Genomic DNA, 17,098 nt, shown 5'->3' with positions numbered 1-17,098 from the left:
GCGTCCCATGCGAGAGGACGCGGAGCGTCCGGTTGAGGCATTCCCACGCAGAGCGTGGGAACGATCAGCGTAAAGCTGTGATCAAGCGCCCGGAACGAAGTGCTTCTGCGCCGTGCCGCGGGCGATCAGACGGGAGATGTAGTCGAGCTTCTGCGCATCCTGATCGACGAAACGGAAGGTCAGTTGCAGCCAGTCGCTGTCAGGCTTCTGCTCAAACGCGACGACGGCGTGCAGGTAGCCGTTGAGGCGGGCAATCTCAGCGTTGTCGCCCTGCTCCAGATCGAGCACGGCACTGTCGAGGATCTGCGGCAGGGTGTCGGTGCGTTTCACCACCAGCAACGCTTCCTTGATGCTCAGCGCCTTGATCACGCATTGCTGAGTACCGCTTGGCAGGCGCAATTGGCCTTGGCCACGACCACTGGCCGGAGCAGACGCTGCGGCGGGTGCCTTGACCGGTGGGCTGTTGAGCAGGCCACGGGATGGCGCAGCAGCGGGCGCTGGTGCGGCAGCAGCGGGTTTGGCAAACGGGTTGACCGCTGCGGCCGCCGGAGCACCGCCGACCACGGCAGGCTTGCCACCGGTCAAGGCACTCAGGGAATCGTTGCCGAACGCCGAGTTCATTTTGGTCGGCGCGCTGTTCATCAGGGTGTCGAGCTTGCCGACTTTATTCAGCGCCTGCTTGACCTTGGTCAGCAGTTGCTCGTTGGTGAACGGCTTGCTGACGTAGCCGGAAACGCCGGCCTGAATCGCCTGCACAACGTTTTCCTTGTCGCCACGGCTGGTCACCATAACGAACGGCATGGTCTTGAGGTTATCTTGCTCGCGGCACCAGGTCAGCAGTTCGAGACCGGACATTTCCGGCATTTCCCAGTCGCACAGGACCAGGTCGAAGGCTTCTCTGGCCAGCATGGCCTGAGCCTTTTTACCGTTGACGGCGTCCTCGGTGCGGATCCCCGGGAAGTAATTACGCAGGCACTTTTTCACCAGGTCACGAATGAACGAAGCATCGTCCACGACCAACACACTGATCTTGCTCATCCAACACCCCTATTAAAATCCCGGCAAGCATAACGCTGGCTGATGGCACATTGCCAAAACTCTTCAGTCACGCCGGGACTTTTCGTTCGCGGGTGCTGCTTTTTAATTCGATCTGCCTTGTGAAAAGCAGAAATAAAAACGCCCGGCCAAAGGGCCGGGCGCTTTTCTCAGGCAATCTTACTTATCGTCAGCATTGCCCGGAACATTAGCGGTTTCGCCGCTTGTGCCTTCAACTTCTTCCTTCATGCGCTTGAGGCCCATGTGGCGCACGTCGGTGCCGCGCACCAGGTAGATGACCAATTCGGAGATATTGCGCGCGTGGTCGCCGATGCGCTCCAGCGAACGCAGCACCCAGATAATGCTCAAGACCCGCGAGATAGAGCGCGGGTCTTCCATCATGTAGGTCGCCAGTTCACGCAGCGCGGTTTTGTATTCGCGGTCGATGATCTTGTCGTACTGCGCCACCGACAACGCCAGATCGGCGTCGAAACGGGCAAACGCGTCCAGCGCATCGCGGACCATGTTGCGCACTTGGTCGCCGATGTGGCGAACCTCGACGTAACCGCGCGGCGCTTCGCCTTCTTCGCACAATTGAATCGCGCGGCGGGCGATCTTGGTCGCTTCGTCACCGATGCGCTCCAGATCGATCACCGACTTGGAAATGCTGATGATCAAACGCAGGTCAGACGCCGCCGGCTGACGGCGGGCGAGAATGCGCAGGCATTCTTCGTCGATGTTGCGTTCCATCTGATTGATCTGGTCATCGATCTCGCGCACCTGCTGAGCCAGACCGGAATCGGCTTCGATCAGCGCGGTCACCGCGTCGTTGACCTGCTTCTCGACCAGCCCGCCCATGGCCAGGAGGTGGCTGCGCACTTCCTCGAGCTCGGCGTTGAACTGCGCAGAGATGTGGTGGGTAAGGCCTTCCTTAGAAATCATTGTGTTCGCTCCGCAAAAGCTTTAACCAAGAGCTGCAAGCTACGAGCTGCAAGCTGAAATTTGTCGTTACGCTGAACCGCTTTGACTTGCCGCTCGCAGCATGAAGCTCGCGGCTGTACGGTCAACCGTATCGACCGGTGATGTAGTCTTCGGTCTGCTTCTTCGCCGGATTGGTGAACAGGGTATCGGTGTCGCCGAATTCCACCAGTTTGCCCATGTACATGAACGCCGTGTAGTCGGACACCCGCGCGGCCTGTTGCATGTTGTGGGTGACGATGACGATGGTGAACTTGGATTTCAGCTCGTAGATCAGCTCTTCGACTTTCAGCGTCGAGATCGGGTCGAGGGCCGAGCACGGTTCGTCGAGCAGCAGCACTTCCGGCTCAACCGCGATGGTACGGGCGATCACCAGACGCTGTTGCTGCCCACCGGACAGGCCGAGTGCCGATTCATGCAGACGGTCTTTGACTTCGTCCCACAGTGCCGCACCTTTCAACGCCCATTCGACCGCTTCGTCGAGGATGCGCTTCTTGTTGATGCCTTGAATGCGCAGGCCGTAGACCACGTTTTCGTAGATGGTTTTCGGGAACGGGTTGGGCTTCTGGAACACCATGCCGACGCGACGACGCAGTTCGGCAACGTCTTCGCCTTTGCGATAGATGTTGTTGCCGTACAGGTTGATCGCGCCTTCGACGCGGCAGCCGTCAACCAGATCGTTCATGCGGTTGAAGGTGCGCAGCAGCGTCGACTTACCGCAGCCGGACGGGCCGATGAAGGCAGTCACGCGCTGTTTCGGAATGTTCATGCTGACGTCGAACAATGCTTGTTTCTCGCCGTAATACAGACTCAGGCCCGGTACTTCGATGGCCACGGTTTCCTGTTCGAGGCTGAGGCTTTGCTTATCGCGGCCCAGGGCAGACATGTTGATGCCGTGGGTATGTGCTTCGTGCTGCATGGGAGGCTCCCTGTGCTAACAAAATTCGGTTCGGTTTTTTGTAGGAGTGAGCCTGCTCGCGATTCAGGCGCTGCGGTTTATCTATGAAACCGCGGTGTTGCCATCGCGAGCAGGCTCACTCCTACATAAGAAATCAGCTATCCAGTGCTTTGTATTTTTCGCGCAGGTGGTTGCGGATATACACCGCCGACAGGTTCAACGTCGCGATCACCAGCACCAGCAACAGCGCCGTGGCGTACACCAGCGGACGGGCCGCTTCGACGTTCGGGCTCTGGAAGCCGACGTCATAAATGTGGAAGCCCAGGTGCATGATCTTCTGGTCCAGGTGCAGGTACGGGTAGTTGCCGTCCACCGGCAGCGACGGCGCCAGTTTCACCACACCCACCAGCATCAGCGGCGCCACTTCACCGGCGGCGCGGGCCACGGCGAGGATCATGCCGGTCATCATGGCCGGGCTGGCCATCGGGATCACAATTTTCCACAAGGTTTCAGCCTTGGTCGCACCGAGGGCCAACGAGCCTTCTCGCACGGTACGCGGGATACGCGCCAGACCTTCCTCGGTTGCCACGATCACCACCGGCACCGCCAGCAGCGCCAAAGTCAGCGAGGCCCAGAGCAGACCCGGGGTACCAAAGGTCGGTGCCGGCAATGCTTCGGGGAAGAACAAGCGGTCAACCGAACCACCGAGTACGTAAACGAAGAAACCCAAACCGAACACGCCGTAAACGATCGCCGGTACGCCAGCGAGGTTGTTCACCGCGATACGGATGATCCGCGTCAGGGTGTTCTGCTTGGCATATTCACGCAGGTACACCGCTGCCAGCACGCCGAACGGGGTGACGATCATCGCCATGATCAACGTCATCATCACGGTGCCGAAGATCGCCGGAAAAATCCCGCCTTCGGTGTTCGCTTCACGCGGGTCGTCCGAAAGGAATTCCCAAATCTTGCTGAAGTAGAAACCGACCTTGGTGAAGGTGCTCATCGCGTTTGGCTGGTAGGCGTGAACCACTTTGCCCAGACCGATTTCGATCTCTTTGCCGTTGGCATCGCGAGCGGTCAGCGCGTCGCGGTTGAACTGCGCATGCAGATCGGCCAGACGCGCTTCGATGTCCTGATAACGCGCATTCAACTCGGCACGCTCGGATTCCATGTCCGCTTGTGCGGTGGCGTCGAGCTTGCCTTCCAGTTCCAGTTTGCGACCGTGCAGACGGATACGCTCCAGACCGGCGTTGATCGCACCGATGTCGGTCTTTTCCAGCGACTTCAGTTGTGCCGCCAGACCGTTCACACGGTTGATCCGCGCTTGCAGCTCAGGCCAGGCAGCCTCGCCCTCGGCGATGACCTTGCCGTCCTGTTTGACGTTGACCAGGTAGCCGTAGAAGTTGCCCCACTCGCGACGCTCGATCGCCATCAACTCTGGCGGCGTGGTCTGGTTGGTCAGCCACTCGCCAACGATCCAGGTGAAGTCGTTGCCGTTCAGGTCACGGTTGCCGACCTTGATCAGCTCGCGGGTCATGAATTCCGGACCTGCGTCAGGCACCGGCAAACCGGCGCTCTTCAGTCGGGCACGCGGTACTTCTTCCTTCTGTACCACTTCACCGATGACCAGGTGATTGGCCTGACCCGGTACGTCGTAATTGGCATGCACCAGATCCGCCGGCCAGAAGTGACCCAGACCGCGCACGGCAATCACGGCCAGCAGGCCAATGGTCATGATGACCGCGATGGACACCGCGCCACCGCTGATCCAGACGCCCGGGGCGCCGCTCTTGAACCATCCTTTCAGGGAGTTCTGTTTCACAGACTTCTACCTTTGCTTAAAGCGACGAGTATTTCTTGCGCAGACGCTGACGAATCAGTTCTGCCAGGGTGTTCATGACGAAGGTGAACAACAGCAGCACCAGCGCCGAGAGGAACAGCACGCGGTAGTGGCTGCCGCCGACTTCCGACTCGGGCATTTCCACCGCGACGTTGGCGGCCAGGGTGCGCAGGCCTTCGAACAGGTTCATTTCCATGACCGGGGTGTTACCGGTGGCCATCAGCACGATCATGGTTTCGCCGACCGCACGACCCATGCCGATCATCAGCGCCGAGAAGATCCCCGGGCTGGCGGTCAGGATCACCACGCGAGTCATGGTCTGCCACGGCGTGGCACCGAGGGCCAGCGAACCGAGGGTCAGGCCGCGCGGCACACTGAACACGGCGTCTTCAGCGATCGAGTAGATGTTCGGGATTACCGCAAAACCCATGGCCAGACCGACCACCAAAGCGTTGCGCTGGTCGTAGGTGATGCCCAGGTCGTGGGAGATCCACATGCGCATGTCACCGCCGAAGAACCAGTTTTCCATGAACGGGCTCATGTACAGCGACAGCCAGCCCACGAACAGGATCACCGGAATCAGCAGCGCACTTTCCCAACCGTCCGGGACTTTCAGGCGGATCGATTCAGGCAGACGGCTGAAGGTGAAACCGGCGACCAGGATGCCGATCGGCAACAACATCAACAGGCTGAAAATGCCCGGCAGATGCCCTTCGACATACGGGGCAAGGAACAGGCCGGCGAAGAAACCGAGGATCACCGTCGGCATCGCTTCCATCAGCTCGATCACCGGTTTGACCTTGCGGCGCATGCCCGGGGCCATGAAGTAGGCGGTGTAGATCGCTGCGGCAACGGCCAGTGGCGCCGCCAGCAGCATCGCGTAAAACGCGGCTTTCAGCGTGCCGAAGGTCAGTGGCGAGAGGCTCAGTTTCGGTTCGAAATCGGTGTTGGCGGCGGTCGATTGCCAGACGTATTTAGGCTCGTCGTAGTTCTCGTACCAGACCTTGCTCCACAGCGCGCTCCAGGAAACTTCCGGGTGCGGGTTGTCGAGCAGCAACGGTTGCAGTTTGCCGTCGGCTTCGACGATCACCCGGTTGGCGCGCGGCGACAGGCCGAATACGCCTTGGCCATCGACCACCTGATCAACCAGCAGCGTGCGGTGCGCGGTGCTGTGGAACACGCCGAGCTTGCCGCTGGCATCCAGCGCGAGGAAGCCTTTGCGACGCTCTTCAGCAGTGATTTCAACGATTGGCGTGGTGCCCATCTGGAAGGTGCGGATCTGCTTCAGGCGCAGCTCACCATCGGTGTCGCGGGCCATAAACCATTGGGCCAGACCACCCTTGGAGTCGCCGACGATCAGCGAGATACCACCGACCAGTTGCGTGGTCGCGGTGACTTCGGCGTCAGCGTTTTCCAACAGTTTGTAGCGCCCGTTGAGGCTCTTGTCGCGCAGGCTGAACACATCGGCCTGGGCGCGACCGTTGACCACGTACAGCCATTGCTGGCGCGGGTCGACGAAAATGTTTTTCACCGGCTCAGTCATCTGCGGCAGATCGATACGCTTCTGCTCGTTGGTGACTTCGCCAGTCATCATGTTTTCTTCGCTGGTCAGCGACAGCACATTGAGTTGCGAACCGGTCGAGCCCACCAATATCAGGGTGGTGTCGGTGGCATTCAGGCTGACATGCTCAAGCGCACCGCCGGCTTCGTTCAGCGCGATCGGCGTCTCGCCGTACGGATATTCAATCGCCGGGCTGATGGTTTTCTTGCCATCGGGGTAGCTGACTTTATAGGTGTGGCGGAACACCAGCGCCTGGCCGTTGGACAGGCCCACAGCCACCAGCGGATGGCCCGGCTGGTCTTCACCAATCGAGGTTACGGTGGCGCCAGTCGGAACCGGCAGATCGACGCGCTTCAGTTCAGCGCCACTGTCGATGTCAAAGAACAGCGCCTGGCCCTTGTCGGAAACGCGCATCGCCACCTGATTCTGCTCTTCGAGCGAGATCATCAACGGCTTGCCGGCGTCCTGCATCCAGGCCGGGGTGATCGAGTCTTTCGCGGTCAGGTCGGCACCCTGGAACAGCGGCGCAACCACGTAGGCGAGGAAGAAGAAGATCAGGGTGATGGCTGCCAGCACCGCAAGACCGCCAACGAGGACGTACCAGCGGGTGAAGCGATCCTTGAGCGCGCGAATGCGGCGCTTGCGTTGCAGCTCAGGCGTATTGAAATCAATGCGCTTGGGAGGATTAGTAGTCATGTGGGAATTGGCCAGATCATTCATGCGCTCACCCTAGCGATCCTGTATGACAGAAAGATGACAATGCAGTGACGCAGCAAATCCACCGCCAGCGGGACTGGCAGAGGATCAAAAATTTGAGGTGTGGAAAAGGCCGGTCTGCGGGCAGATCCGGCCTTTTACCTGAGTCTGGTGGGGTTCACCCCGGACTCAATTTGTTACTTCTTTGCGACTTCAGCGCCGCCTTCCTGCAGACCCAGGTCAGCCAGTGCTTTTGCAGCAACCTTGGCTGGCAGTGGGATGTAACCGTCTTTCACTACCACTTCCTGGCCCTGTTTCGACAGCACCAGTTTCACGAACTCGGCTTCCAGCGGAGCCAGAGGCTTGTTCGGGGCTTTGTTGACGTAAACGTAGAGGAAACGCGACAGCGGATATTTGCCGTTCAGGGCGTTTTCTTCGGTGTCTTCGATGAAGTCAGTGCTGCCCTTCTTCGACAGCGCAACGGTTTTCACGCTGGCGGTCTTGTAGCCGATGCCCGAGTAACCGATGCCGTTCAGCGACGAGCTGATCGACTGCACAACCGACGCCGAACCTGGTTGTTCGTTGACGTTTGGCTTGTAGTCGCCTTTGCACAGAGCTTCTTCTTTGAAGTAGCCGTAGGTGCCGGATACCGAGTTACGACCGAACAGCTGCACTGGCTTGTTGGCCAGATCACCGGTCACGCCCAGGTCGCCCCAGGTTTTCACGTCGGCTTTGGCGCCGCACAGACGGGTCGACGAGAAGATCGCGTCAACCTGTTCCATGGTCAGGTGCTGAATCGGGTTGTCTTTGTGTACGAACACAGCCAGAGCATCCACGGCAACCGGGATAGCGGTTGGCTTGTAGCCGTACTTCTGCTCGAAGGCCGCCAGTTCGGTGTCCTTCATCTTGCGGCTCATCGGGCCCAGGTTGGAGGTGCCTTCAGTCAGCGCAGGTGGCGCAGTGGCGGAGCCAGCGGCCTGAATCTGGATGTTTACGTTCGGGTATTCTTTTTTGTAGTTCTCAGCCCAGAGGGTCATGAGGTTGGCCAGGGTATCGGAGCCGACGCTGGACAGGTTGCCCGACACACCAGTGGTCTTGGTGTAGCTCGGGATAGCAGGGTCAACAGCGGCGAACGCGTTGGCAGTCGCAACGCCAGCAGCGACAAAAGTCATTGCCGCCATCAAACGCTTCAGTTTCATGCCTTACTCCTAGCAGATAGGGTGTGTTAAGTCGGGGCCAAGTATCAGCAGGCCGTGTGAACACTCTATGGCTGAAATATGACAATTGGATGAAAGGCCAGCATGGGAGCCGTGTTAAAAAAATGAAACTCCTCTCGTGTTGACAAATCACTACTGAAAGATAGTCTTGTCAACCACGAGAGGGCCCCATGATAAACGACCGAATTCGCCGCGCACGCCTGCAAAAAGGCATCACTCTTGAAGCTTTGGCGATAGAGCTTGGCGATATAACCAAACAAGCCTTGAGCAAATATGAGAAGGGGTTGAGCACTCCGAACTCAACTCGTCTGCTGCAATTGGCCAAAGCGCTTCAGGTCAGTCCTGAGTACTTCTTTCGTGCGGATGCAATTGCGCTGGCGCCTCTGGAGTTTCGAAAACTGGCCCGAATGCCTAAATATCGCCAGGCACAGGTGGAAGAGAAAATTCGCGAGCACCTTGAGCGCTACATCGCGCTCGAGGAATGTTTCGACCCCGCAGACATCCACACTCCCGTCACACCGGCACAAATGATTTCTGTTTCCTGTATCGATGAAGCCGAAGGCGCAGCAGAGGAGCTTCGGCAGTTCTGGGGAATTGGTAGCGACCCCATTGCCAATTTGACCGAACAGCTGGAGGAGCACAGCATCAAGGTCGCAATGCTGAACGGCCCGGACGACTTCGACGGTGCCTGCGCAGCCACCGGTAATGGCGAGCACGTGCTGATTGCGTTGAATGCCGATCGTCCAGGCGAACGGATCAGGTTCACTGCCGCCCATGAACTCGGCCACTGGGTCATGGCATTACCAGAAGATATGCCGGAGAGGGACAAGGAAAATTGTTGCCATCGATTCGCTGGCGCGTTTCTTTACCCGGCGAAAAGTGTCACCGGTGACTTCGGTAGCCATCCTCGCTCCAGAGTTCATCCACGAGAACTGCTGATTGCAAAGCGTCAATACGGGATCTCAATGCATGCCGCGTTGAGACGCCTGAAAGATCTGAAGCTTCTCAGCGAAAGTGGCTATAAGTCCCTCACCATCCAATTCAGTGCCAATGGCTGGCGCAAATCAGAACCTGAGCCGTTACCTTGCAAGCCGCCTCAAAGATTTGAGTCGCTAGCATTCTGGGCGCTGGCAGAAGGTTTGATCACCAAGTCTCGGGCTGCCGAACTCCTGCGCAAACCAGTGAGCGCACTGGACCCCAATTTTTTGGGTTCACTGGAGAATGCATGAGTTTGATCTTCATCAGTGATACGAATATCTGGATTGACTTCAGAAACGCCGGATTACTGGAGCAGATGTTTCGCTTGCCATTCACACTTTGCTGCACCGACTTTGTCATGCATGAGCTTGCAGACTTTCCCCACCAGGAACTGCTTGATCGAGGACTGAGTGTCGAATCGTTCGATGAGTCTGGCGTGATCAGGCTCTTTGAGCTGAAAGTCGAGCACAACAACAGCTCACTGGCGGACGTGTCTTGTTACCTGCTGGCACAGGAAACAGGACGTCCGTTGCTGACCGGAGACGGCAAATTAAGGCGCCAGGCACAACGAGATGGACTGGAGGTGCACGGCGCACTCTGGTTACTCGATCTGATGGTTGAACATCACGTAATCGAAAAGCCGCACGCCGCAGACGCCTTGACCCATATGCTTGAGCATGGCGCTCGACTCCCAACTGGCGAGTGCGAAACAAGGCTCTCACGCTGGCGAGAGCCCTAGATAGCAGAATCCTGGATCAGCGCCCCTTCTTCCACAGCCACGCCCCGACCAGAATCCCCATCGCGCACAGCACCGCCACATAGTAGGCAGGCCCCATCGCGCTTTCTTTCAGCAGCAGGCTGACCACCATCGGCGTCAACCCGCCGAAGATCGCGTAAGCCACGTTGTACGAGAACGACAAGCCGCTAAAGCGCACCACCGGTGGAAACGCTTTGACCATCACATACGGCACCGCACCAATGGTGCCAACCAGAAAACCGGTCAGCGCATACAGCGGGAACAACCAGTTCGGATGATCGGCGAGGCTGTGATAGAACGTCCACGAGCTGATCAACAGGCCCAGGCAACCGAAGACAAACACGCGGCCGGCGCCAAAGCGATCTGCCAGTGCGCCGGAAATGATGCAGCCGATGCTCAGGAACACGATCGCCAGACTGTTCGACTGCAGCGATTGCGTCGGCGTGAAGTGATAGACGGTTTGCAGCACGGTCGGGGTCATCAGGATGACCACAACGATGCCAGCGGAGAGCAACCAGGTCAGCAGCATCGAGATCGCAATCGCCCCGCGATGGTCACGCAGCACCGCGCGCAGCGGCACTTCTTCAGCCAATGCCTTGCGCTGTTGCAGCTCGGCAAACACCGGCGTCTCGTGCAACCAGCGGCGCAGGTAGACCGAGAACAGGCCGAACACACCGCCGAGCAGGAACGGGATCCGCCAGGCGTAATCGGAAACCTCGGCAGGCGTATAAATGCTGTTGATCGCCGTAGCGACCAGCGAGCCGAGCAGAATGCCGGCGGTCAGGCCGCTGGTGAGGGTGCCACAGGCGTAACCCATGTGCTTTTGCGGTACATGTTCGGAAACGAAGACCCACGCGCCCGGCACTTCACCGCCAATCGCCGCGCCCTGAATCACCCGCATCACCAGCAACAGGATCGGCGCCCACATGCCGATCTGCGCGTACGTTGGCAGCAGCCCCATGATCAGGGTCGGCACGGCCATCATGAAAATGCTCAAGGTGAACATCTTCTTGCGCCCCAGCAAATCGCCGAAGTGCGCCATGACGATACCGCCCAGCGGCCGCGCGAGGTAGCCGGCGGCGAAGATGCCGAAGGTCTGCATCAGGCGCAGCCACTCGGGCATGTCGGCCGGGAAGAACAGCTTGCCGACCACGGTGGCGAAGAAGACGAAGATGATGAAATCGTAAAACTCCAGCGCGCCACCGAGGGCGGACAGCGACAGAGTCTTGTAGTCATTGCGGGTCAACGGTCGTGCGGGTTGCTGGGGCTGCGCGAGGCTCGAAGGCGCTGTGGTCATGGCAAGGGCTTCTCTTATAGTCGGAACTGCCGCCACAACAACGCTGGCGGTGGCTTGGGCAGGTTCGGCACCATAGCAAATTGTTCGAAAAAGCACATAGAGCCGCGTAATTGACGGTCGAAATGAGAACCGGATGGTCGTCGTGGAGTCTACCGACCGATATACTCGCAACCTGCTCCGGTTTGTAGGGGGTTGCTGTGCGAAAACGATGCTGTCATCCGGCGCTGTGAGAACGTAGCGAGCGAAAGCAAGACAAGGAAAAAACAGGCGAGGACGCGGAGTTTACGGGTTGTAAATGAGCAGTCCGAGCCTGTTTTTGACGCAGTATTGCTGAGCGCAGTAGTTCTCACAGTGTCGGCAGCCGGTTTCGCAGAGTTTCTCCTTAGGCGCCTGATGGAAAACGTGACGAACGTAGTAGGTTCGGTGCTGAATCGTTTTTCCCGAAGACGGCTACCACCAGCAATACCAACGAAGAGTCACGGGTCAGAGGCACCCCCGGCATGATAGAGCTCGAACAAGAAGATCCGATCCCGCAAGGCGACCTGGCCCTGCAAATCACCGCACTTCCACGCGAAACCAACGGCTTTGGCGATATTTTCGGCGGCTGGCTGGTGGCACAGATGGATTTGGCCGGCACCGCAATGGCCAGCCGCGTCGCCGGTGGCCGCGTTGCCACGGTTGCCATCGATCGCATGGCGTTTCTCGTCCCGGTCGCTGTCGGCGCGCAATTGTCCTTTTATACCCAGACCCTGGAAATCGGCCGCAGCTCGATCCAGATGATGGTCGAAGTGTGGAGCGACGATCCGCTGTCCAGCGAGTGGCGTAAAGTGACCGAAGCCGTGTTTGTCTTCGTCGCCATCGACGGCAGCGGCCGCACGCGCTCGGTTCCGCCACGCGCGCGTTAAACCTCGCGGCCGTTTTGCGGTCGATAATCGTCCCAAGTGTCTGATCGAGAGCTGTCCCATGAACACGCCCAACGTTGAAGCGGTGAAACTGGATGAACTGAACTGCTGGCGCATCCGCCACGGTCAGGCCGAAGTGCTGGTGGCCCAGCAAGGCGCGCACATCCTCAGTTATCAGATCGATGGCCAGCCGCCGATCATCTGGCTCAACGACAAGGCCGACTTCAAGACGGGCAAAAGTATTCGCGCCGGCGTGCCGGTGTGCTGGCCGTGGTTCGGCAAGTTCGAACGCAACCCGCAGAGCGTGCAGACCATGTTCACCGGTGAGCAACCAGCACCCGCGCACGGTCTGGTGCGAGCGATGGATTGGGAACTGGGCGGCATCGAATCAGAGGCTGACGGCGTCAAGGTCGAATTCAAGCTGCCCTGCCCCGAAGGTGGCCTGCCGGGCTGGCCGCACGAAGTCGATCTGACCCTGACCCTGCATTTGTCCGAGCAACTGAGCTTCAGCCTGACCAGCCACAACCGTGGCAGTGAAACCGTCAGCCTGAGTCAGGCGCTGCACACGTATTTCGCAGTGAGTGATGTGCGCAATGTGCACGTCGATGGCGTGGATGGCTTGAATTACATCGAGACGCTGGACGACTGGAAAACCAACAGCCAGCAAGGTGACCTGCAGTTTGCCGGTGAGACCGACCGTATCTATCTCGACGCTCCGCCGCAGTTGAGCATTGTCGACCCGACCTGGGAAAGACGCATTGTGCTGACGGCTACCGGTTCACGCACGGCGGTGATCTGGAACCCGTGGATTGACCGCGCGGCGGCATTGGCGGATATGGATAACGATGGCTGGCAGCGCATGTTGTGCATCGAGACGGCGAATGTGATGGATGACATCGTCACGCTGGCGCCGGGGGCGAGCCATACCATGGGCGTCAGCGTCGCCAGCAAACCGCTCTAACAGCACCGCAAAACCAAATGTAGGAGTGAGCCTGCTCGCGATAGCGGTTTGTCAGATCCATTAAATTGGCTGACACGACGCTATCGCGAGCAGGCTCACTCCTACAGTAGTTTTGTGGTGACTGTTAGAGATCGGACTCCTGCACCACCCGCACTTTGTCCGCTTCCAGCGCATACGCCGCATCGGCCAGGTCATTGCTGACCTTCTCGACCTTCAGCGTGCCGGTCACCCACAGCGGCGTGTAGATATCGTCCAGCTTCAAGCCCTTCGGATAACGCACCAGCACTAATTGATTCGGTGGCGGTGGTGGCACGTGGATGCAGGCGCCCGGGTACGGCACGAGGAAGAACAACGTGCTACGGCCCTTGGCGTCGGACTCCAGCGGCACCGGATAACCGCCGATGCGGATGTGCTTGTCGTTCATCGACGCCACGGTTTTGGTCGAATACATCACCGCCGGCAGACCTTTGGCCTGTTTCATCCCGCCCTTCTCGGTGAAGGTGCCGGTAGCTTCCGGGGAGTTGTGATCGATTTCAGGCATGGCCTCGAGGGCCTTTTGATCCGACTTGGGCATCAGTTCGAGCCAGTCGGTTTCCGGCAGTTCGCCGGCGTGGGCCAAACCGCTGCCCAGGAAAAGGAGAGTCAACAGAAGACGGCGCATGAAAGTGCTCGGTATAAAAAGGAAGGATCGTTGAATCGCCGAGCATTCTAGCCCTCCCGGCCACGTTGGCAGAGAGGGCTTTGTCGCTTTGGATCAGTTCTTTTTGATCAGGCCGTAGATCACCAGCAACACGATCGCGCCGACCAGGGCGCCGATGAAGCCTGCGCCCTGACCTGCCTGATAAATACCCAGGGCCTGGCCGCCGTAAGTGGCTGCCAGCGAACCGCCGATACCGAGCAGGATGGTCATGATCCAGCCCATGCTGTCATCGCCCGGTTTCAGGAACCGTGCCAGCAGGCCGACGATCAAGCCGATAAAGATGGTTCCGATAATTCCCATGGCAATTCCCTCTCAGTAGTAGATATGCGAAGCCTAGTCAGACTTTGGCATCCTGCCATGAGAGAACGGCGGCCCCTGAATGGTTCCGCCGCTGCCACATGAAACTGCCGTTACTCGGCGATCAGCGCTTCAACCTTGACGATCTGCGCCTGCAGCGTGGCCATGTCGGCGCAGCGCAAGTTGGCGTGACCGACCTTACGCCCGGCCTTGAAGGCTTTGCCGTAGTGATGCAGGTGGCAATCTTCGATGGCGATGACCTTCTCAACCGGCGGTACCACACCGATGAAGTTGAGCATTGCGCTCTCGCCGACCTTGGCGGTCGAACCCAGCGGCAGGCCGGCAACGGCGCGCAGATGGTTTTCGAACTGGCTGCACTCGGCGCCTTCGGTGGTCCAGTGCCCGGAGTTGTGCACGCGCGGGGCGATTTCGTTGGCTTTCAGGCCACCGTCGACTTCAAAGAACTCGAACGCCATCACACCCACATAGTCGAGTTGCTTGAGCACACGGCTCGAGTAGTCTTCGGCCAACGCCTGCAACGGGTGATCGGTGCTGGCCACCGACAGCTTGAGGATGCCGCTGTCGTGGGTGTTGTGTACCAGCGGATAGAACTTGGTTTCACCATCGCGAGCACGCACGGCGATCAGCGAGACTTCACCGGTGAACGGCACGAAGCCTTCCAGCAGGCAGGACACACTGCCCAGTTCGGCGAAGGTGCCGACCACATCTGCAGGTGTGCGCAGGACTTTCTGGCCCTTGCCGTCGTAACCCAAAGTGCGGGTTTTCAGCACGGCCGGTAGACCGATCGAAGCGACAGCAGCATCCAGATCGGCTTGCGACTGAATGTCGGCGAAGGCCGGGGTCGGAATGCCCAGGTCCTTGAACATGCTCTTTTCGAACCAGCGGTCGCGAGCGATGCGCAGGGCTTCGGCGCTCGGATAAACCGGGACGAACTGCGACAGGAATGCCACGGTTTCGGCGGGGACGCTTTCGAACTCGAAGGTCACCAGATCGACTTCATCAGCCAACTGGCGCAGATGATCCTGATCGCCGTAATCGGCCCGCAGGTGTTCGCCCAGCGCGGCCGCACAGGCGTCCGGCGCAGGGTCGAGGAAAGCGAAGTTCATGCCCAGCGGAGTGCCCGCCAGGGCCAACATGCGACCCAACTGGCCGCCACCGATTACACCGATCTTCATCTCAACAACCTCAGGCAATACGTGGGTCTGGATTGTCCAGGACGCTGTCTGTCTGCTCGGCACGGAAGGTTTTCAGTACCGCGTGGAACTGCGGATGCTTGGCGCCGAGGATGCTCGCCGAGAGCAGCGCGGCGTTGATTGCGCCGGCTTTACCGATAGCGAGAGTGGCGACCGGAATGCCCGCTGGCATCTGCACGATCGACAGCAGCGAGTCGACGCCCGAGAGCATGGCCGACTGCACCGGCACGCCCAGCACCGGCAGGTGGGTCTTGGCCGCACACATGCCTGGCAAGTGGGCTGCGCCACCGGCACCGGCGATAATCACCTCGATGCCGCGGCTTTCAGCCTCTTCGGCGTACTGGAACAGCAGATCCGGGGTACGGTGGGCAGAGACCACTTTGACCTCGTACGGGATGCCGAGCTTTTCCAGCATATCGGCGGTGTGGCTAAGGGTGGACCAATCGGACTTGGAGCCCATGATCACGCCAACCAGTGCACTCATCGTCGCGCCTCTTCTCTCTGGAGCGCCCGCAGGCGCGTCATAAAACAACAAGCCACGCAGGTTGCGTGGCTTGATTGTACGAAAAATGGCCGGACGTACCGGCCGAAGGCCGCGCAGTATACCGCAAAGAAAGCAATAAACAGCCCCCCGCACGACCATCTGTCATCTGCCGCAAATGCCCGGTTTTATTGACTTGAAGGTCAGCCAAAAAGATCAAAAGATCGCAGCCTTCGGCCGCTCCTACAAGGATATGCATTCCAATGTAGGAGCTGCCGAAGGCTGCGATCTTTTCAAGAGTTTTGTGCAGCGCCGCCTTCAAGCTTGCGCCACAGCAGGCGGACGTTGGCTTTGCGCACCAAGGCGCAACGGTACAGGCGGATTTCCAGCGGCACGTGCCATTGCGGGCCGCCGCAGACCACCAGCTCGCCACGGGCCAACTCCGCGCGCACGCTCAATTGCGGCACCCAGGCGATGCCAAGACCTTCGAGCGCCATACTTTTCAAGCTGTCAGCCATCGCGGTTTCGTAAATCGTGGTGAAGCGCAACTGCCGCTGACGCAACAATCCATTCACCGAACGCCCAAGGAACGCCCCGGCGCTGTAGGCGAGGAGCGGCACACTGGCCTCGCCTTCCAGATCGAACAGCGGCTTGCCCTCCGCATCCGCCGCGCACACCGGGAGCATCTCGGTCTGGCCCAAATGCAGCGACGGGAAGATCTCCGGGTCCATCTGCATCGCCGCATCGGGGTCGTAGAACGCCAGCATCAAGTCACAGCCACCTTCACGCAATGCATGCACCGCGTCGCCGACGTTGGTTGCGACCAAGCGCGTGGCGATGTTCAGGCCTTCATTACGCAGTTGTGCAATCCAGCGCGGGAAGAAGCCGAGCGCCAGCGAGTGAGCGGCCGCGACTTGCATCACTTCGCCCTGCCCGCCTTCCAGATGATGCAAATGGCGCAGCACTTCACCGAGCTGTTCAACCACCGTGCGTGCGGTCACCAGAAACAACTGCCCCGCTGCCGTCAGTTCGATCGGCGTGCGCGAGCGGTTGACCAGAGTCAGCCCCAGCGCAGCCTCCAGACTGCGGATCCGTCGGCTGAACGCCGGCTGGGTCACGAAGCGCCGTTCGGCCGCCTGCGAAAAGCTGCGGGTGGCGGCCAGAGCACTGAAGTCCTCGAGCCATTTGCTTTCCAGATTCATCACGTCCTCCCGGACACGCACCAAAACAGGTCACACGTCTGCCGCGCACGCGGCGTCACACGGGCATTATGCCGAATGTGC

General features: G+C 59.3%; 17 protein-coding genes. 4 read left to right on the top strand and 13 right to left on the bottom strand.

Annotated features, from left to right (window positions below; all coding sequences use genetic code 11):
• Positions 1–81: 81 nt before the first annotated feature.
• The 6 genes from ACWR1S_RS01810 to ACWR1S_RS01785 all read right to left on the bottom strand — a co-directional run bounded on the left by ACWR1S_RS01810 (position 82) and on the right by ACWR1S_RS01785 (position 8,210).
• The gene (locus tag ACWR1S_RS01810; protein ID WP_242207864.1) at positions 82–1,038 is read right to left on the bottom strand and encodes a response regulator; all 957 of its coding nucleotides are present in this window, start codon (positions 1,036–1,038) and stop codon (positions 82–84) included.
• Positions 1,039–1,215: 177 nt separating this feature from the next.
• On the bottom strand, positions 1,216–1,977 hold the full coding sequence (gene phoU, locus ACWR1S_RS01805; protein WP_016985766.1) for a phosphate signaling complex protein PhoU: 762 nt from the start codon (positions 1,975–1,977) through the stop codon (positions 1,216–1,218).
• A 121-nt stretch (positions 1,978–2,098) separates the two neighbouring features.
• A complete protein-coding gene (pstB, locus tag ACWR1S_RS01800) occupies positions 2,099–2,932 on the bottom strand; it encodes a phosphate ABC transporter ATP-binding protein PstB (RefSeq protein ID WP_454562241.1) in 834 nt (277 codons plus the stop codon).
• Between the two features lie 133 nt (positions 2,933–3,065).
• Positions 3,066–4,736 carry a phosphate ABC transporter permease PstA gene (gene pstA / locus ACWR1S_RS01795; protein WP_077575089.1) on the bottom strand — a complete coding sequence of 557 codons (1,671 nt, stop codon included), beginning with the start codon at positions 4,734–4,736 and terminating at the stop codon, positions 3,066–3,068.
• A 16-nt stretch (positions 4,737–4,752) separates the two neighbouring features.
• Positions 4,753–6,786: an ABC transporter permease subunit gene (locus ACWR1S_RS01790; protein WP_454562347.1), complete on the bottom strand. Its 2,034-nt coding sequence runs from the start codon at positions 6,784–6,786 to the stop codon at positions 4,753–4,755.
• A 422-nt stretch (positions 6,787–7,208) separates the two neighbouring features.
• Complete coding sequence (locus ACWR1S_RS01785) at positions 7,209–8,210, bottom strand: phosphate ABC transporter substrate-binding protein PstS (RefSeq protein ID WP_034152107.1); 1,002 nt, start codon at positions 8,208–8,210, stop codon at positions 7,209–7,211.
• Between the two features lie 188 nt (positions 8,211–8,398).
• Between ACWR1S_RS01785 and ACWR1S_RS01780 the strand changes: the two genes are divergently transcribed.
• Positions 8,399–9,457 carry a helix-turn-helix domain-containing protein gene (locus tag ACWR1S_RS01780; RefSeq protein WP_454562240.1) on the top strand — a complete coding sequence of 353 codons (1,059 nt, stop codon included), beginning with the start codon at positions 8,399–8,401 and terminating at the stop codon, positions 9,455–9,457.
• The gene (locus tag ACWR1S_RS01775) at positions 9,454–9,945 is read left to right on the top strand and encodes a PIN domain-containing protein (RefSeq protein ID WP_141125958.1); all 492 of its coding nucleotides are present in this window, start codon (positions 9,454–9,456) and stop codon (positions 9,943–9,945) included. The genes ACWR1S_RS01780 and ACWR1S_RS01775 overlap by 4 nt, the downstream gene beginning before the upstream one ends.
• A gap of 16 nt (positions 9,946–9,961) precedes the next feature.
• Here the strand turns inward: ACWR1S_RS01775 and ACWR1S_RS01770 are convergent, their stop codons facing one another.
• Positions 9,962–11,260: an MFS transporter gene (locus tag ACWR1S_RS01770; protein ID WP_454562239.1), complete on the bottom strand. Its 1,299-nt coding sequence runs from the start codon at positions 11,258–11,260 to the stop codon at positions 9,962–9,964.
• Positions 11,261–11,760: 500 nt separating this feature from the next.
• Between ACWR1S_RS01770 and ACWR1S_RS01765 the strand changes: the two genes are divergently transcribed.
• Positions 11,761–12,165, top strand: coding sequence for an acyl-CoA thioesterase (locus ACWR1S_RS01765; RefSeq protein WP_003229628.1), 405 nt, complete (start codon positions 11,761–11,763; stop codon positions 12,163–12,165).
• 58 nt (positions 12,166–12,223) lie between these two features.
• Positions 12,224–13,123, top strand: coding sequence for a D-hexose-6-phosphate mutarotase (locus ACWR1S_RS01760; protein WP_454562238.1), 900 nt, complete (start codon positions 12,224–12,226; stop codon positions 13,121–13,123).
• 124 nt (positions 13,124–13,247) lie between these two features.
• On the opposite strand, the gene ACWR1S_RS01755 is transcribed toward ACWR1S_RS01760, so the two are convergent.
• The 6 genes from ACWR1S_RS01755 to ACWR1S_RS01730 all read right to left on the bottom strand — a co-directional run bounded on the left by ACWR1S_RS01755 (position 13,248) and on the right by ACWR1S_RS01730 (position 17,017).
• Entirely contained in the window at positions 13,248–13,784 is a 537-nt protein-coding gene (locus ACWR1S_RS01755) for a DUF3299 domain-containing protein (RefSeq protein ID WP_007920225.1), read from the bottom strand.
• A gap of 93 nt (positions 13,785–13,877) precedes the next feature.
• The gene (locus ACWR1S_RS01750) at positions 13,878–14,123 is read right to left on the bottom strand and encodes a GlsB/YeaQ/YmgE family stress response membrane protein (protein ID WP_003229635.1); all 246 of its coding nucleotides are present in this window, start codon (positions 14,121–14,123) and stop codon (positions 13,878–13,880) included.
• Between the two features lie 110 nt (positions 14,124–14,233).
• Positions 14,234–15,316 carry a 5-(carboxyamino)imidazole ribonucleotide synthase gene (locus ACWR1S_RS01745; protein ID WP_454562237.1) on the bottom strand — a complete coding sequence of 361 codons (1,083 nt, stop codon included), beginning with the start codon at positions 15,314–15,316 and terminating at the stop codon, positions 14,234–14,236.
• A gap of 10 nt (positions 15,317–15,326) precedes the next feature.
• Positions 15,327–15,818, bottom strand: a complete 492-nt coding sequence (purE, locus tag ACWR1S_RS01740) for a 5-(carboxyamino)imidazole ribonucleotide mutase (protein ID WP_007920220.1) — start codon at positions 15,816–15,818, stop codon at positions 15,327–15,329.
• Positions 15,819–15,855: 37 nt separating this feature from the next.
• A complete protein-coding gene (locus ACWR1S_RS01735; protein ID WP_454562236.1) occupies positions 15,856–16,137 on the bottom strand; it encodes a hypothetical protein in 282 nt (93 codons plus the stop codon).
• The gene (locus ACWR1S_RS01730) at positions 16,109–17,017 is read right to left on the bottom strand and encodes a LysR substrate-binding domain-containing protein (RefSeq protein WP_127930274.1); all 909 of its coding nucleotides are present in this window, start codon (positions 17,015–17,017) and stop codon (positions 16,109–16,111) included. The genes ACWR1S_RS01735 and ACWR1S_RS01730 overlap by 29 nt, the downstream gene beginning before the upstream one ends.
• Positions 17,018–17,098: the final 81 nt, after the last annotated feature.

The sequence above is a fragment of the Pseudomonas sp. AIG genome (genome assembly GCF_977020205.1).
The sequence above is the reverse complement of the archived record's forward strand: the minus strand, read 5'-3'. Positions and strand labels throughout refer to the sequence as shown.

Coding starts and splice junctions, on each gene's coding strand:
- ACWR1S_RS01810 (WP_242207864.1), bottom strand. CDS start 1,038: ATGAGCAAGATCAGTGTGTTGGTCGTGGACGATGCTTCGTTCATTCGT.
- phoU (WP_016985766.1), bottom strand. CDS start 1,977: ATGATTTCTAAGGAAGGCCTTACCCACCACATCTCTGCGCAGTTCAAC.
- pstB (WP_454562241.1), bottom strand. CDS start 2,932: ATGCAGCACGAAGCACATACCCACGGCATCAACATGTCTGCCCTGGGC.
- ACWR1S_RS01790 (WP_454562347.1), bottom strand. CDS start 6,786: ATGCAGGACGCCGGCAAGCCGTTGATGATCTCGCTCGAAGAGCAGAAT.
- ACWR1S_RS01785 (WP_034152107.1), bottom strand. CDS start 8,210: ATGAAACTGAAGCGTTTGATGGCGGCAATGACTTTTGTCGCTGCTGGC.
- ACWR1S_RS01780 (WP_454562240.1), top strand. CDS start 8,399: ATGATAAACGACCGAATTCGCCGCGCACGCCTGCAAAAAGGCATCACT.
- ACWR1S_RS01775 (WP_141125958.1), top strand. CDS start 9,454: ATGAGTTTGATCTTCATCAGTGATACGAATATCTGGATTGACTTCAGA.
- ACWR1S_RS01770 (WP_454562239.1), bottom strand. CDS start 11,260: ATGACCACAGCGCCTTCGAGCCTCGCGCAGCCCCAGCAACCCGCACGA.
- ACWR1S_RS01765 (WP_003229628.1), top strand. CDS start 11,761: ATGATAGAGCTCGAACAAGAAGATCCGATCCCGCAAGGCGACCTGGCC.
- ACWR1S_RS01760 (WP_454562238.1), top strand. CDS start 12,224: ATGAACACGCCCAACGTTGAAGCGGTGAAACTGGATGAACTGAACTGC.
- ACWR1S_RS01755 (WP_007920225.1), bottom strand. CDS start 13,784: ATGCGCCGTCTTCTGTTGACTCTCCTTTTCCTGGGCAGCGGTTTGGCC.
- ACWR1S_RS01750 (WP_003229635.1), bottom strand. CDS start 14,123: ATGGGAATTATCGGAACCATCTTTATCGGCTTGATCGTCGGCCTGCTG.
- ACWR1S_RS01745 (WP_454562237.1), bottom strand. CDS start 15,316: ATGAAGATCGGTGTAATCGGTGGCGGCCAGTTGGGTCGCATGTTGGCC.
- purE (WP_007920220.1), bottom strand. CDS start 15,818: ATGAGTGCACTGGTTGGCGTGATCATGGGCTCCAAGTCCGATTGGTCC.
- ACWR1S_RS01730 (WP_127930274.1), bottom strand. CDS start 17,017: ATGAATCTGGAAAGCAAATGGCTCGAGGACTTCAGTGCTCTGGCCGCC.